This window comes from Escherichia sp. E14S1 (genome assembly GCF_004211995.1).
Taxonomy (GTDB): Bacteria; Pseudomonadota; Gammaproteobacteria; order Enterobacterales; family Enterobacteriaceae; genus Escherichia.
This window is the reverse complement of sequence record NZ_RHJQ01000010.1, coordinates 151,220-165,700: the sequence shown is the minus strand read 5'-3', so window position 1 is coordinate 165,700 and position 14,481 is coordinate 151,220. Positions and strand designations below refer to the sequence as shown.

The 14,481-nt window shown below is 43.6% G+C and carries 11 protein-coding genes and 1 tRNA gene; 4 read left to right on the top strand and 8 right to left on the bottom strand.

The genetic code is table 11. From position 1 onward, the window contains the following. Nucleotides 1–70 precede the first annotated feature (70 nt). A complete protein-coding gene (locus tag D9734_RS12370) occupies nt 71–1,849 on the top strand; it encodes a sigma-54-dependent Fis family transcriptional regulator (RefSeq protein ID WP_130207786.1) in 1,779 nt (592 codons plus the stop codon). A 40-nt stretch (nt 1,850–1,889) separates the two neighbouring features. Here D9734_RS12370 and xdhC read toward each other — a convergent pair whose 3' ends face one another. From xdhC to xdhA, 3 genes are read right to left on the bottom strand one after another with little or no spacing between them, the layout of a single operon-like run. Then, nucleotides 1,890–2,369, bottom strand: coding sequence for a xanthine dehydrogenase iron sulfur-binding subunit XdhC (gene xdhC / locus D9734_RS12365; protein ID WP_130207784.1), 480 nt, complete (start codon nt 2,367–2,369; stop codon nt 1,890–1,892). Then, the gene (xdhB, locus tag D9734_RS12360; protein ID WP_130207782.1) at nt 2,366–3,244 is read right to left on the bottom strand and encodes a xanthine dehydrogenase FAD-binding subunit XdhB; all 879 of its coding nucleotides are present in this window, start codon (nt 3,242–3,244) and stop codon (nt 2,366–2,368) included. The genes xdhC and xdhB overlap by 4 nt, the downstream gene beginning before the upstream one ends. Nucleotides 3,245–3,254: 10 nt before the next feature. Next, nucleotides 3,255–5,552 carry a xanthine dehydrogenase molybdenum-binding subunit XdhA gene (xdhA, locus tag D9734_RS12355; RefSeq protein WP_130207780.1) on the bottom strand — a complete coding sequence of 766 codons (2,298 nt, stop codon included), beginning with the start codon at nt 5,550–5,552 and terminating at the stop codon, nt 3,255–3,257. 367 nt (nt 5,553–5,919) lie between these two features. Between xdhA and actS the strand changes: the two genes are divergently transcribed. Then, nucleotides 5,920–6,678: an amidase activator ActS gene (actS, locus tag D9734_RS12350; RefSeq protein ID WP_130207778.1), complete on the top strand. Its 759-nt coding sequence runs from the start codon at nt 5,920–5,922 to the stop codon at nt 6,676–6,678. Nucleotides 6,679–6,756: 78 nt separating this feature from the next. Continuing rightward, nucleotides 6,757–6,830: transfer RNA gene (locus tag D9734_RS12345), tRNA-Gly, on the top strand. Between the two features lie 164 nt (nt 6,831–6,994). On the opposite strand, the gene D9734_RS12340 is transcribed toward D9734_RS12345, so the two are convergent. The 5 genes from D9734_RS12340 to D9734_RS12320 form a co-directional block, all read right to left on the bottom strand. Then, nucleotides 6,995–8,401, bottom strand: coding sequence for a winged helix-turn-helix domain-containing protein (locus D9734_RS12340; protein WP_130207776.1), 1,407 nt, complete (start codon nt 8,399–8,401; stop codon nt 6,995–6,997). A gap of 602 nt (nt 8,402–9,003) precedes the next feature. Beyond that, nucleotides 9,004–9,486: a hypothetical protein gene (locus D9734_RS12335; RefSeq protein WP_130207774.1), complete on the bottom strand. Its 483-nt coding sequence runs from the start codon at nt 9,484–9,486 to the stop codon at nt 9,004–9,006. Further along, nucleotides 9,473–10,288, bottom strand: a complete 816-nt coding sequence (locus tag D9734_RS12330; RefSeq protein ID WP_130207772.1) for a transcriptional regulator — start codon at nt 10,286–10,288, stop codon at nt 9,473–9,475. Before D9734_RS12330 ends, D9734_RS12335 begins: the two co-directional genes overlap by 14 nt. 342 nt (nt 10,289–10,630) lie before the next feature. Continuing rightward, on the bottom strand, nt 10,631–11,263 hold the full coding sequence (locus D9734_RS12325) for a helix-turn-helix transcriptional regulator (RefSeq protein WP_130207770.1): 633 nt from the start codon (nt 11,261–11,263) through the stop codon (nt 10,631–10,633). A gap of 460 nt (nt 11,264–11,723) precedes the next feature. Beyond that, nucleotides 11,724–12,953, bottom strand: coding sequence for an amino acid permease (locus D9734_RS12320; RefSeq protein ID WP_130207768.1), 1,230 nt, complete (start codon nt 12,951–12,953; stop codon nt 11,724–11,726). Nucleotides 12,954–13,207: 254 nt separating this feature from the next. Between D9734_RS12320 and D9734_RS12315 the strand changes: the two genes are divergently transcribed. After that, the gene (locus D9734_RS12315) at nt 13,208–14,395 is read left to right on the top strand and encodes an acetyl-CoA C-acetyltransferase (protein ID WP_130207766.1); all 1,188 of its coding nucleotides are present in this window, start codon (nt 13,208–13,210) and stop codon (nt 14,393–14,395) included. The last annotated feature ends 86 nt before the right edge of the window (nt 14,396–14,481 follow it).

The window sequence follows — 14,481 nt, the reverse complement described above, 5'->3', positions numbered from 1 at the left end:
TATCGTTATGATCTGTGAACCATCAACGTCTTCAATGATCGACTTTTAAGTGATTCTGGAAGGTAAAGCTATGGAGCTTGCTAATACGCAGTCAGTTTTGATGCAAATTCAACCAACAATTCAGCGTTTTGCCAGAATGCTAGCCAGCGTTTTGCAGCTTGAGGTTGAGATCGTTGATGAAAACTTGTGTCGCGTCGCTGGAACCGGCGCATACGGGAAATTTCTTGGTCGCCAGTTGAGTGGCAACTCACGCTTGCTCCGCTATGTCCTCGAAACGAAAACCGAAAAGGTCGTGACACATTCTCGCTTCGATCCCCTTTGTGAAGGCTGCGACAGTAAAGAGAGTTGTCGTGAGAAGGCGTTCCTGGGGACGCCCGTTATTCTGCAGGATCGTTGTGTCGGAGTGATAAGTTTGATTGCTGTTACTCATGAGCAACAAGAACATATCAGTGATAATTTACGCGAATTTTCAGATTACGTTCGCCATATATCGACTATTTTTGTCTCGAAACTCCTGGAAGATCAGGGGCCGGGAGATAACATCAGTAAAATATTTGCTACCATGATCGATAATATGGATCAAGGTGTATTAGTTATTGATGAGGAAAATCGTGTTCAGTTCGTTAATCAGACTGCATTAAAAACACTTGGCGTTGTGCAAAATAATATGGTTGGGAAACTTATCCGTTTCAGGCCATTAACATTTGAGAGTAATTTTACTCATGGACATATGCAACATATTGTCTCGTGGGATGATAAAAGTGAATTGATAATTGGTCAGTTGCATAACATTCAGGGACGACAGCTATTTTTAATGGCGTTTCACCAATCCCATACCAGTTTTTCCGTGGCAAATGCATCTGATGAACCGCATATTGAACAATTGGTTGGCGAGTGCCGTGTTATGCGGCAATTAAAACGGCTGATTAGCCGCATCGCACCTAGCCCCTCCAGCGTCATGGTTGTTGGTGAAAGCGGGACCGGAAAAGAAGTGGTGGCCCGTGCTATTCATAAGTTGAGTGGGCGACGGAACAAACCCTTTATCGCTATCAACTGCGCGGCGATTCCGGAACAGCTTCTGGAGAGTGAGCTGTTTGGTTATGTTAAAGGCGCATTTACTGGCGCTTCTGCCAACGGTAAAACAGGGCTGATTCAGGCAGCAAACACGGGAACGCTGTTTCTTGATGAAATTGGCGATATGCCTTTAATGCTTCAGGCAAAACTGCTGCGGGCGATTGAAGCGCGTGAGATCCTGCCTATTGGCGCCAGTAGCCCAATACAGGTCGACATCCGCATCATTTCTGCAACAAACCAGAATCTGGCTCAGTTCATAGCCGAAGGTAAATTCCGCGAAGATCTTTTCTACCGACTTAACGTTATTCCTATCACTCTGCCACCGCTACGTGAGCGTCAGGAAGATATTGAACTGCTGGTGCATTACTTTTTACATCTCCATACCCGTCGTCTGGGATCGGTTTACCCGGGTATTGCTCCCGATGTTGTTGAGTTACTGCGTAAGCATCGTTGGCCAGGAAACCTGCGAGAGTTAAGTAATTTGATGGAGTATCTGGTCAACGTCGTTCCTTCGGGCGAAGTCATCGACAGTACGCTACTACCACCAAATCTGGTTAATAACGGTACGGCGGAGCAAAGTGAGATGCCAGAAGCCAGCGAGGCACATTTGGCTCTTGATGATGCTGGCGGCACAGCGCTGGAGGAGATGGAAAAGCAGATGATTCGCGAAGCGCTCTCACGGCATAACAGTAAGAAGCAAGTCGCTGATGAGCTTGGTATTGGCATCGCCACGCTTTATCGTAAAATTAAGAAATATGAATTGTTAAGCGAATAGTCATCAAAAAATCCGGCCTGAATTCAGGCCGGATTGCGTTTTACTTCGTTTCTTCACAGTCCAGAACAGTATTCACAATCATTTGATATCCGGTACAGCGACACAGATTCCCGGCCAAGCCACGGCGAATTTCCGTAATGGTTAACGGTTTCTCTCGAGGTTTTGCCAGCATTGCCGTAGTGGCCATAATCAGCCCCGGCGTACAAAAACCACACTGTACAGCGCCAGATTTCGCATAAGCCTGTTGTACATGAGAAAGTTTGCCGCCTTTCGCTTCGCCTTCCAGCGTGCGGATCTGTTTTCCTTCAGCCCATGCGGCCAGGTATAAGCAGCTGTCTATCGCGGTTCCGTCAACCAGCACCGTACAGGCACCGCATTCACCAACGCAGCATCCTTGTTTGACACTAAGCAGCCCTTGTTCGCGGAGCAGTTCCGAAAGCGGCATACCTGGCGCGGCGTGAAGCTGAAAAGGCATATCGTTAATGATGCATTCAATAGTAATACTTTCGCTGTGATTCATTGCAATTTTCCCCCCGCCGCAGCGACGGCTTCGCTAATCACTTTTTTGGTCATCGTCTGAATGAGATGCAGACGGAACTCTTTACTTGCTCGCCATGAAGAACGCGGTGCGACATCCTGTAGGACAGATTCGCAGATGGCCTCCAGTGTTTGCTGGTTTAATGGCGCATTTTGTGCAGCCTGTTCGGCATGTTGGCAGCGAATCGGCGTTGGTGCGGCAACACCAAATGCCAGACGCAACTCGCTGAAGTAGCCGTTGTTCAATCGACAGTGAGCGGCACACCCGATTGTTGAAATATCCATCGCATCGCGCATGGCATATTTATAATGTGCGCTACCTGCGTGTTCTTTTGGCTGCGGAGGAAAATGAAACGCGACCAGAATTTCATCATGCTCAAGGGAAACCTTGCCTGGTCCGGTATGAAAACCATTAATCGAGACGAAACGAACCCCACGCGGTGAATGGATTTCCAGCTTCGCGTCATAAATCAGTGTTGGTGTTGCTGAATCTGCGCTGGTGGCGCCGTTGCAAATATTTCCGCCGTAGGTCGCGACGTTACGGATTTGCGGGCCGGCAATAGACGAAGCCGCAGCGCATAAGGCCGGGAGATGATGTTGCGTTAACTGATTTTCTATTAACTGAGTAAAGGTCGTCGCAGAGCCGATGCGTAGTGCACCATCTTCCGCCAACGTAATACCCCGAAGCTCCGCCAGATTGTGGATATCAACAATATGGCGATAGCGATCATTGTGGTGGTGGAGTTGAATCAGTACGTCAGTGCCACCGGCGAGCAGTTTGGCCTGCGGATTTTGAGCCAGCAGGTTGGTTGCATCGGCAACGGTCGTTGCGCGATGGTAAGAAGCAAAATCAAACATGATGTTATCCTCAAATCAATCCTGCCAGATGGAACTCTTCATATAACCGTTTTGGTGTCAGCGGCAGCGTATTGATTGCGACACCGGTAGCCATCTTCACCGCATTACGAATTGCAGCGGCAACAGGAATAATTGGCGGCTCACCCAGTGACTTATGTCCGTATGCAGATTGTGGTTCATTAATTTCGACAAACGCACTTTCCAGTTGTGGCAGATCCGGCATGGTCGGCATTTTGTAATCCAGTAAATTTGGGTTACGCACCACGCCACTTTTCGCGTCGATGATCATCTCTTCAAAAAGCGCCCAGCCGATGCCCATCCCCATCCCGCCGTGTACCTGACCTTCAGCCAGCAGCGGATTAAGAATATGGCCCGAATCATGAACGTTGAGGATGCGGTTGATGGTGACCTTACACAGCGCGATATCGACTGTCAGATCAACAAAGGTACAGCCAAACGCAGGTGGGTTCGTGGTGGTTTTGATCGAGCTTTCGGCAGAAAGTTGCCCGCCACGTTCAGGATGATAAAACGCATCCATTGCCAGGTCTTTTAACGACAGTAACGCCTCTTTCGGCCTTTCAACCAGTACGATATGGCCTTTTATCAGGGTTAGATTCATCGCCGACAGATGCAGCATTACTGCGGCGTGAGCGATGATTTTCTCTTTTAATAACAGTGCCGCACTGCGCAGCGCAGGCGCGGCAACATAGCTCTGACGTGAGGCAAATGCGCCTGGATCGAATGGCGTAATATCGGTATCTTGCGTCGAAATTACGCGTACATCACTGACCGGAACGCCCACGGTTTCAGCTACCATTTGCGAGAACACCGTGTCGGCACCCTGACCGATTTCCGTCGCGCCGCTCTGCACGTTGATGGTTCCATCCTGATTCATCAACAGGCGCGCGCCAGCGATTTCTACACCGACAGGCCAGGTGTTAGAGGTGTAGCTAAAACAGGCGACGCCAATGCCGCGGCGCAGATTGCCCTGCGGGTTCTGGCACTCTGCACGGCGTTTTTCCCATTCAAAGATTTCCTGCCCTTTTTCCAGGCACTCTGGCAATCCGGCACTGTAGATGCGTTTGCCTGTGAGTGGATTTGTATCGCCTTCGCGGGCGGCATTGCGTAAACGAATTTCAACCGGGTCAATACCCAGCGCTTCAGCAGCGTCATCCAGCATAGATTCAACAGCAAAAACCACCTGCGGTGCGCCATAGCCACGCATCGCACCCGCTGAGGGTAGATTGGTATAGCAAGTCTTTGAGCTATAAGAATAGGCACAGCGCGGGTAGAGATAAGCAACTTTATTGCCGCCTGCAGAAGCGATGGAATGACCGTGTGAAGCGTAAGCGCCGGTGTTAGACAGAACATCCAGGCTATAGCCTTTTAGCGTACCATCGCGGTTGACGCCCATTTGTCCGTCAATGGTAAAAGCGTGGCGAGTGCGGGTCGCCAGAAAACATTCTTCGCGGCTTAGGGAAACTTTAACCGGAATGCCGCCGAGTTTACTGGTCAGAAATGCCGCCATCGGCTCTTCCAGTACATCTTGTTTATTACCAAAACCACCGCCGACAAAGGGCTTGATAACCCGCACGCACGACCAGGGAATATCCAGCGCCTGACCGACAACGCGGCGGACAATGTGCGGGATTTGGGTGCTGGAAACGATGGTAATTCGTGAATCGTCTTCCATCCACGCCAATGAGGTCACACTTTCCATATGACAATGTTGAATGACCGGCGTCTGATAATGCCCCTGCACCTGGTAATCGGCAGCGTCGATTGCTTGCTGGACATTACCTGTCGACATTGTGCTTTGTTTCAGTAAATTGCCACCGCTATGGATTGGCGCTGCGTCTTCTGCCAGTGCCGCTTCTGGCGTGGTAATGACGGGTAATTCTTGCCATTCGATGTGAACAAGTTGCGCTGCTTTTTCCGCTGTGAGTTCATCACGGGCAACGACAATAGCAACCGCATCGCCATGATGGCGGACGTGGCGTGTTAACAGGGCGCGATCGGCGGTATCGCGTTTATTCTCATCCAGAGTCCAGGCATGGCCCGCCGTGGCAAAGGAAATATCAGGAACATCTTCCCAGGTAAATACGGCCAGTACGCCTGGTAAACTTCTGGCTTGTTCATCGTTAATGCTCACCGCATAACCATGTGCAATTGGGCTACGTACATATTTCGCGTAACACATGCCCGCCATAACATAATCGTCAGTATATCGTGCCCGCCCGGTGACCTTCGCAATGGCATCGACGCGCATGCATGATTCACCTGTAGCGGTTGCTTCCCGCGCTTCCATAGAAATCCCCTTGATTTGAACATTTGGTTCTTATGGCAATGATTAAGTCTTTGCAGGCAAGAATTACGCCAGAAACGACTATAAACACGAGGGGAGAGGGGAAGTGTGATGTCGTTAAAAAAACGCTACGGATGATGCATTTTTATCAGCAAAGAAAGTGAGTGCAGTTTATCAATATGAGCGTGATAAAAATCATTGTGATAAATGAGTATTAGAGGTCAATCAGGATGGTTCCGATGTTTGCCAACGGTGCTAATTGATTCTTTAACAGTTATTGATTCGTACATGCCTGTTCCCACGCAATGGATTGGGGATCTGACGGGGGGCTGCTATGATATAGCGTTTTGTTTTTTAGCGAGGAAAGATTTTGAGCGCAGGACGCCTGAATAAAAAAAATCTGGGTATCGTGATGCTGTTATCGGTAGGGCTGCTTCTGGCTGGCTGCTCGGGTAGCAAATCATCAGATACAGGAACGTATTCCGGCTCCGTTTACACCGTGAAACGGGGGGATACGCTTTATCGTATTTCACGCACCACGGGAACCAGCGTAAAAGAGCTAGCCCGACTCAACGACATCTCCCCCCCCTATACCATAGAAATCGGCCAAAAGCTGAAACTGGGTGGGGCGAAAAAAAGTAGTAACGGCACGCGCAAATCCACCGGCAAATCGACGACAAAAACAGCGTCAGTGACACCGTCTTCGGCCGTTTCGAAATCTTCATGGCCGCCGGTTGGGCAACGTTGCTGGTTATGGCCAACGAGCGGAAAGGTTATTATGCCTTACTCAATGGCAGATGGCGGCAATAAAGGGATTGATATTGCGGCGGCACGCGGGACGCCAATATACGCTGCAGGTGCCGGGAAAGTGGTATATGTGGGTAATCAGCTGCGTGGTTACGGTAATCTTATAATGATTAAACACAGTGAAGATTACATTACTGCTTATGCCCATAACGACACGATGTTGGTGAACAATGGGCAAAGTGTTAAGGCTGGGCAAAAGATAGCAACTATGGGAAGTACTGATGCGGAATCCGTGCGGCTACATTTCCAGATTCGCTACCGTGCTACGGCAATAGATCCTTTGCGCTACTTGCCGCCACAGGGTAGCAAGCCAAAGTGCTGATGGCGAATTAATCAGCAGTCAGTAGCAAGGCACTTGCTTAGGAGAGCGTAAGGTTTATAATGCCTTACGCATCTCGAAGCGGGCGTAGTTCAATGGTAGAACGAGAGCTTCCCAAGCTCTATACGAGGGTTCGATTCCCTTCGCCCGCTCCAGTTTCTTACTTTTTCTCTTTTTCAGTTTTTTCCTTAGTCATCGAATTCTTCCGTTATTGTTGATACGTTCACGTCAGATGTAGATAAATCCAATATCCCCTATAAAAATAGAGTGTATAGCTCAAAATATAGAGCGCTATTCTGCTTATGATATTTATTGCAGATCAAGCGACCTCATATTGAGCATTAAAATCAATAATGCTGTTAACTTCTGTCAATTGCTTCAATTTTTGAATGTTATTGATAATAACTAAATGATATTCTTTCTCTGTTCCGTGATAAGAGAACGCATTTCTTTCATTGTGTGTTGTAGAAACATATACATCAATGCATTTTTTTATTATAGCGGCTTTATGTCTTTTTGGTTCAAGTAGCAGTGACTGGTCTATACAAGCGATAGCATCTTCAATTCTTTCATTATATATATTTACCAGTGTCTTATAGTAATACAAGGAGGCTACATCTAATACTTGTGTCTGTGCATGGTCAAAAAAAATGCGTGATGCAGTTGTTTGTCCGGAAAGACCGGTTATCAGTCCCATAATTCCTAAAATATTTCCATCGAAAATATTTTTATCAGATACCTTATCTATAAAGGCCAATGCTTTTTGAGTTGCATGTTTAAGTTCGTATAGACCATGAAGTGCCATAGACATATGACACTCAGCCAACAGGCAGTAGCATTCATTGGTTATTGACTGAGCATTAGTTTTATTTTTAACACTTTCAAATATAGTTATTGCATTGGCAATGCTTTCAGGCGTGAATTCATTCAGTTCATTTTTCCCGGCAGACATTTCGGCTGATAAAATATTTTCATCAGAAGGTACGTGTCGGGACATAAAACCTGGTTCTACTTTAGTTTTCTTCATTGCCAGATATAAGTTACTAATTATAAAGTGTGAGATTTTTTGTATGTCATCTGCCTCAAGATGTGTGCTGGCAATAAGATAAAAACTTTTTGCATCGATTACTTCAATATATAAACTATTTGAAGCATCATATTTGCTGATTCTTCCTGTGACAAAATAATCGGGTTTGAACCTGGCCAGGAAGGCTGTCTGAGATTTATTATCTATGCAATACTGGGTTGCAGCCATTGGATATACATATAGATCATCGGTTTTTTTATTTGAGATTAGTTGTACAAGTTCCTGATTAAGTGCTAATGGATCCTGACTGCTGTGAGATATTGTAAATGGAAATAAAGCAATAGTGCTGCCTGGAACATTATCTTGATTTTCTTTTATCTTGAATACTTGCCCACTGAATCGATAACCTTTTCTATATATGGTTTCAATGCAACGGTTGTAGCCAATTCTTTCAAAAATACATCTTAATGAATAGATGCATCGTGTAAGGGATTCGTCACTTACAATTACATTTTTCCATACAGATTCGATGATCGCATCTTTGGATACAACATTTCCCGCCGATTCAAGCAATACAAATAATACACCGAGTTCTTTCGGCGGGATGTAAAATTCCTCATTCCCTTTTGTAAGAATGCCATCTTCTGTAAGTATGATTCCATCAGGGAAATGATATGAGAACTTATTTTCTAAATCCATTAGCTCACCTCTATTAAGTTTGTGGTTTTTGGCATCCTGCATGAGTAACAGATATAACTGATATTCATATATTTCATTTAATATTTCTTTTTACTAAATTCATCATGATTGTTTAAGTTAATTTATATTAGCTTGATGTGATTGTAATCTGAAATATTCTTAATTAATGATTTGTTAATCATGTAAGTATATAACCAATTGAAAATAATCGATAAAGTTATGATTATCACATTTCTTAATTTAATGTGATTGTTCATTTAAGATAAAATGATAGGCTGTGAGGAATAGCTATGCGTCGACTTACAATCTGGTGTGAAAGAATTATTGCAAGAGTAATTTTATTTATTAGCAACTATTATGTTTATGTGCTCTATTAAATATCTCTGTGCGAACCAGCGTTTATTTTTACACCATTATTGTCATAGTGGAGTGCGGAAGGGTTTTTTAATGACGGATGTAATTTGAATGGGGGAGGGGATTACCGCATAAACTGTCAGGGATGAAGATGGATATAAGAATATATAAAGATTATATTCCAATGCCTGAAATGTTACATTTGTTGTTTGGACTTTTAATTACAGATGCATCATCAAGTTGTTTTGTTACCTTGCGCAATACATAATTGCTCTATTGCCAATGCTTAAAAGAAAATCATGATTGTTCTGTTTTTGAACATTATAGCTTATCATTTTTCCCGGAAATATATAAAAATCAGGCAGGAGTTGTGCAAGATTATCGTCTGAAATTTGATCGATAATATCAAATTTATTTATTTTGGTAGAGGTAAGATGCAAAGTGTCATAATTTTCGATCCACGTATATTCAATATCTCGGCGAAATGATTTATAAGTGTTCGTGTTTTGTTTCCAGGTACCGCTAAGTGCAACAGTTCCTGTCTTTTTATTTTTATTATACATAAAGTCAATAGTGAGATTAGCCCTCCCTTGGTCATTAAATATAATCCAATTGGCCGTGCATTTCTCATTGTATACTATTTGTTCTTTGGAATAATGATAGGCAATAAAAAAAATGAAGCCACTGAGAAAGCATAAAATAATAAACAGCATTTTTTTATAACGAATCATGGTTAACTCCGCGATACGATAGAGTTAAACAGTCTGCAACTGTGTTATTACTATGGTTCTTTTTGCATGCCATAACAATCAATCCGGGAGATGACTTATCGAGAGGGAAATATAGCCAGGGGTATTTTTTACAATCAATTCCAGATCCTAATATACGGTTCTTATATTTATCGAGATCTTTCAGCCCATCAATGCTATCTTCTGTAACATTGAAATGACAACCATTTATTTGTGCAACAGTTTTGTAATCTTTAAAGAATGATTTGGGTTGACTATTGTGCCAGAGAAAAAATGCGGTAAGCAAACCTACGGCAAATGCACTTAGCATGGGTAAATAATTTTTAGATAGCCTGACTATATTTCTGAGATAATTATCTGGATGAGCACTTGTCTCTTTAAACTCATCTTTAACGTTCAAGCATTGGGGAGATATGGTCTTTTGTGCATCTGCAGAAGGGATTATTACATGGTTTTCTATGTTTATATCATTACTGAGCTTAAAACCTTTTCTCGGCACGGTTGCAATAAGCGAATGGTTGGTTTCACCAACCGTGCGAAACCCGCGTCTGATAATCGATATATTTTGATATAACGTGTTGACCGGTACTCGCATGCCTTCTTCTTCCCAGACTCTGGAGAAAAAATCCTGTTGTGCAACCACATCAGGAAAGGCTTCAAGTAGCAGCGATAAGCACCTGCTTGCTGGCGTTGTCAGAACGGCGTTAAGCTCGGCGTCATGTACCGAAATTAATTTTCTGTGCTCTGGCCAGAACTCAATATTATCGTTAATAATCCAGTACATACGTCAATGAAACATAAAATTAAGTAAATTGAAATTATATAGTTTGATAAGTATATTAGTATTCATGGAATAAATATATATTAATTTTATATTTATCATGCAAACTATAGTTATAGCATATCAATGCAACTTAAAGTTCCATGTGAATTAACAAATTTAACACTCTTAACCGTTGTCTTTATGCCTTCTTCTCGCAATATCTTTTCATTTTTGCGGTAGCGCGTAAGGTGACATAATTAAATAAGCGCTCAAATAAACTGAATTAAAAGTTCATGTGATAAAATACGGGCATCTTTATAAGTGCCCGTATATACAATGCTTATTATTATCGACAGTTATGTTTCAGTGCTGAACGGAGTGTGAACGGATAAATAATTCGTTTATTTTACCACCCATCCTTTTTTCAATTCTTTGCTTGTAGGCGTAGATGCTACGGATATCCATATCAAGAACCTCTGCAATCTGATATGGATTATAACCAGAAACCATATGTCCCATAATGGTGAATTCCATTTGAGTTAACGTATTGCCTCTGGTAAATGACAAATAACGACCAATGAATAGTTGCCTGATCTTTTCGTTGGCAATATCCAGGCCATCATCATTATATATAATGGCTGATATCGCGGAGTTGTGTTTCCTCCAGTAATTAGCAAGAGATTGCATATTTCGATCGCTTACTAACACTATTCCCATCTCAGTACTCGTAAGATAGTCGATCCAGTCACTCTCTAAAAAAAGGCGTAAAAAGCTTACTGAAAAATCTACAAAAATATATCCGCTTAATCGAGCGTTGTGGTTTTTACTTAATATACCTTCAACCACGCCACGATTAAAATACGAACTCTCTTCGGGCCACATACAAAAACATGCATTTGCACAATACTGCAAACGTGGTGATTTTTCTGGCATTATTTGGCAATGCATTGAGCAACTATTGCATGTAAGACTTTTATAGCGACTACAAAGCCTCATGTTAATAACCTCCCTATTCATAGATAATTGCATAATTTCATTGGTTATTGATGATGTCAATACACTCTGATTTAGTAAGCTTTTTATGAAAAATTGTGTTTAATCCGTATTTGTCATTATTCTTAATGGTATATTTAAGCGTGCATCATTAAGCTTTAAATGTGATTGGATTTCACTCAGTTAATCATATTGCCCTTATTGCAAATCAGACAAGTGCCTAATGTATTAAGAATATCTATACTGCAAATTGTTTTCGAATGACCAGAAGATATCTTGTAAATCTAAGTGATGCATCTTAAATAGTCTTAATTAAGATGTTCAGATTTTTATTTAGGATAACAGCTTGATAATGCTCGTTTAAGTTATGGAGCGTTTGGGGAGTGTGAACAAAGCAAGATGTGCATTGTAAGAATTGGAATGGTTCAAAATAGTGGTTATTTTGAACCATTCACATCAGTGATTAGCTAAAGAACATTACCGATACGCACAGGATACCGACGATCAACGTAATTAGATTTCCGATGGAACGCCAGGGCTTAAGTGCCGGGATGAGATATGTTGACAGCGTTGGCATGATAAAAAGAATCATGGCAATAAGTGGACCACTGATCGCATAAATCATCGAAATTGCATTAGGGTTGATGCAGCAAACGATGAAAGTAATCAGTGATACTAACATAATTGACAGCGCGCGGTTAAATGCACGGCTTTTTTTAACCCCTGCCTGCTGTAGCGTTGTTTTGACTAATTCCGTTGCACCTTCAATAACACCAAAGTAGGTACCTAAAAATGATTTAGACATTGCTACAACCGCGACAATTATTCCCGAAATCGACAACCATGTAGGGGCATTTGGCAGCATAGAAAGTGCCGATAAAATGGTAACACCCTCTTCTTTAGCTGTTTCAATATAAGATGGTGGTATTGATAACAGGCAGCTAAAGACGAAGAAAAGCACGCTCACACAAATGATGAGATAAGCGATTTTCATAATTTTTTTGCATTTATCCATAGCGTGTTCGCCATATTTTTCACGTCTATCAATAGCAAACGTAGAAATAATGGGCGTATGGCTAAAGGCGAAAACCATCACGGGAATCGATATCCATATCTGGTGAAGGGTATTCTGATTGAACTCTACTTGGGTAGTTAATAGAGCTGGTTGCCAGCTACCGACGAGGTAGAAAGAAAGAAATAAGAAATAGGCAATTAGTGGAAACACCAAAAATCCCATTACCCGAATTGTGGCATGGCGCCCCATCAGAAAAATGAGATTCAGAATTAACACAACACCCAGACTCACCAGCATACGAATGCGTAGGTCGATGACCATATGCTTTGCCAGCTGTTCTGTCAGCGAATTGGTGATCGCCACTGCATATATCAACACGACGACAAAAAAAGCAATGAAGTAAAGAGTGGTAATCAGATTGCCGATCTTCTTGCCATAGTAATGAGTTACTGCGCCAGTAATCCCTTCGCCTGCGGATGTTTTTGAAGAAAGGATGAACTGGCACAGGGCCTTATGTGGCCAATATGTTAAAGGCCATGCGACCATTGCTGTAATAAACAGGACTACCGCTCCCGCTGAACCTAGCTGAATAGGGAGAAAGAGCGTGCCTGCGCCAACGGCTGTGCCGTAAAGTGCGAAGCTCCAGAGAGTTTCTTCTTTTGACCAAATTCTAGACATTATTTGAACGTATCATCTACAAATTAAGAAAAATGGAGGGCAATTTACCATAAACCAGGTCAAATATGGGAGATTAACGCTATATCACCTCATGGATTCATAGGTTAGTAGATGCAAACCTTGCGTGCCAGTTGGGTATCCATCCCTCATTCCGGTGAATTTCCTTTGTGATAAAAATCACTATTCTTAAACATTTAAAATAATTTTTATTAACAATCATTTACTATTGCGCTGTTAATCTGTGCGAGGTTGTGATGAAAGACGTTGTGATTGTCGGTGCGTTACGAACACCTATCGGCTGCTTTCGTGGGGCGTTGGCTGGCCATTCTGCCGTAGAACTTGGTAGCCTGGTCGTGAAAGCGTTATTAGAACGCACTGGCGTTGCTGCACATGCGGTGGATGAAGTGATTCTGGGGCAGGTTCTGACCGCAGGGGCTGGGCAGAATCCAGCACGGCAATCGGCCATTAAAGGTGGTCTACCCAACAGTGTTTCGGCAATTACGATTAATGATGTTTGTGGTTCCGGGTTAAAAGCACTGCATCTTGCCACACAAGCGATCCAGTGTGGCGAGGCTGATATTGTCATCGCCGGTGGTCAGGAAAACATGAGTCGCGCACCACATGTCCTGACTGATAGCCGTACCGGAGCACAGCTTGGCGATAGCCAACTGGTTGATAGTCTGGTGCATGATGGCTTATGGGACGCGTTCAATGATTACCATATTGGTGTCACTGCCGAAAATCTGGCGCGTGAATATGGCATCAGCCGTCAATTACAAGATGCCTATGCACTTAGTTCACAACAAAAAGCGCGGGCGGCCATTGACGCTGGACGATTCAACGATGAGATTGTCCCGGTAAGAACGCAAAACAATGGGCAGCTGCTGATTGTTGATACCGATGAACAGCCGCGTACGGATGCCAGTGCAGAAGGGCTGGCTAGCTTAAACCCATCATTTGATAGCCACGGTTCTGTTACTGCGGGTAATGCTTCATCTATTAATGATGGTGCTGCTGCAGTAATGATGATGAGCGAAGCCAAAGCGCGAGCATTGAATTTACCCGTGCTGGCACGTATTCGCGCCTTTGCCAGTGTTGGTGTCGATCCTGCGCTGATGGGGATTGCTCCGGTATATGCGACTCGCCGTTGCCTTGAGCGTGTGGGCTGGCAGCTTTCTGATGTCGATCTTATTGAGGCTAATGAAGCGTTTGCCGCGCAGGCGCTTTCTGTTGGCAAAATGCTCGAATGGGATGAACGTAGGGTCAATGTTAACGGTGGCGCAATTGCGTTGGGTCACCCGATTGGCGCATCCGGTTGCCGTATTCTGGTTTCTTTGGTCCATGAAATGGTAAAACGCAACGCGCGTAAAGGGCTGGCTACACTTTGTATTGGCGGTGGTCAGGGCGTGGCGTTAACTATTGAACGTGACGACCCGATCTAAATTCCTTTCTATTCGTTAAACATCTGCCGCCATCAAGCCATTTCATGATGATGGTTGGCACGTCTGCGCGCATACTCCATAGACGC

Coding starts and splice junctions, on each gene's coding strand:
- xdhC (WP_130207784.1), bottom strand. CDS start 2,369: ATGAATCACAGCGAAAGTATTACTATTGAATGCATCATTAACGATATG.
- D9734_RS12315 (WP_130207766.1), top strand. CDS start 13,208: ATGAAAGACGTTGTGATTGTCGGTGCGTTACGAACACCTATCGGCTGC.
- D9734_RS12330 (WP_130207772.1), bottom strand. CDS start 10,288: ATGTACTGGATTATTAACGATAATATTGAGTTCTGGCCAGAGCACAGA.
- xdhA (WP_130207780.1), bottom strand. CDS start 5,552: ATGGAAGCGCGGGAAGCAACCGCTACAGGTGAATCATGCATGCGCGTC.
- D9734_RS12335 (WP_130207774.1), bottom strand. CDS start 9,486: ATGATTCGTTATAAAAAAATGCTGTTTATTATTTTATGCTTTCTCAGT.
- xdhB (WP_130207782.1), bottom strand. CDS start 3,244: ATGTTTGATTTTGCTTCTTACCATCGCGCAACGACCGTTGCCGATGCA.
- D9734_RS12325 (WP_130207770.1), bottom strand. CDS start 11,263: ATGAGGCTTTGTAGTCGCTATAAAAGTCTTACATGCAATAGTTGCTCA.
- D9734_RS12370 (WP_130207786.1), top strand. CDS start 71: ATGGAGCTTGCTAATACGCAGTCAGTTTTGATGCAAATTCAACCAACA.
- D9734_RS12320 (WP_130207768.1), bottom strand. CDS start 12,953: ATGTCTAGAATTTGGTCAAAAGAAGAAACTCTCTGGAGCTTCGCACTT.
- D9734_RS12340 (WP_130207776.1), bottom strand. CDS start 8,401: ATGGATTTAGAAAATAAGTTCTCATATCATTTCCCTGATGGAATCATA.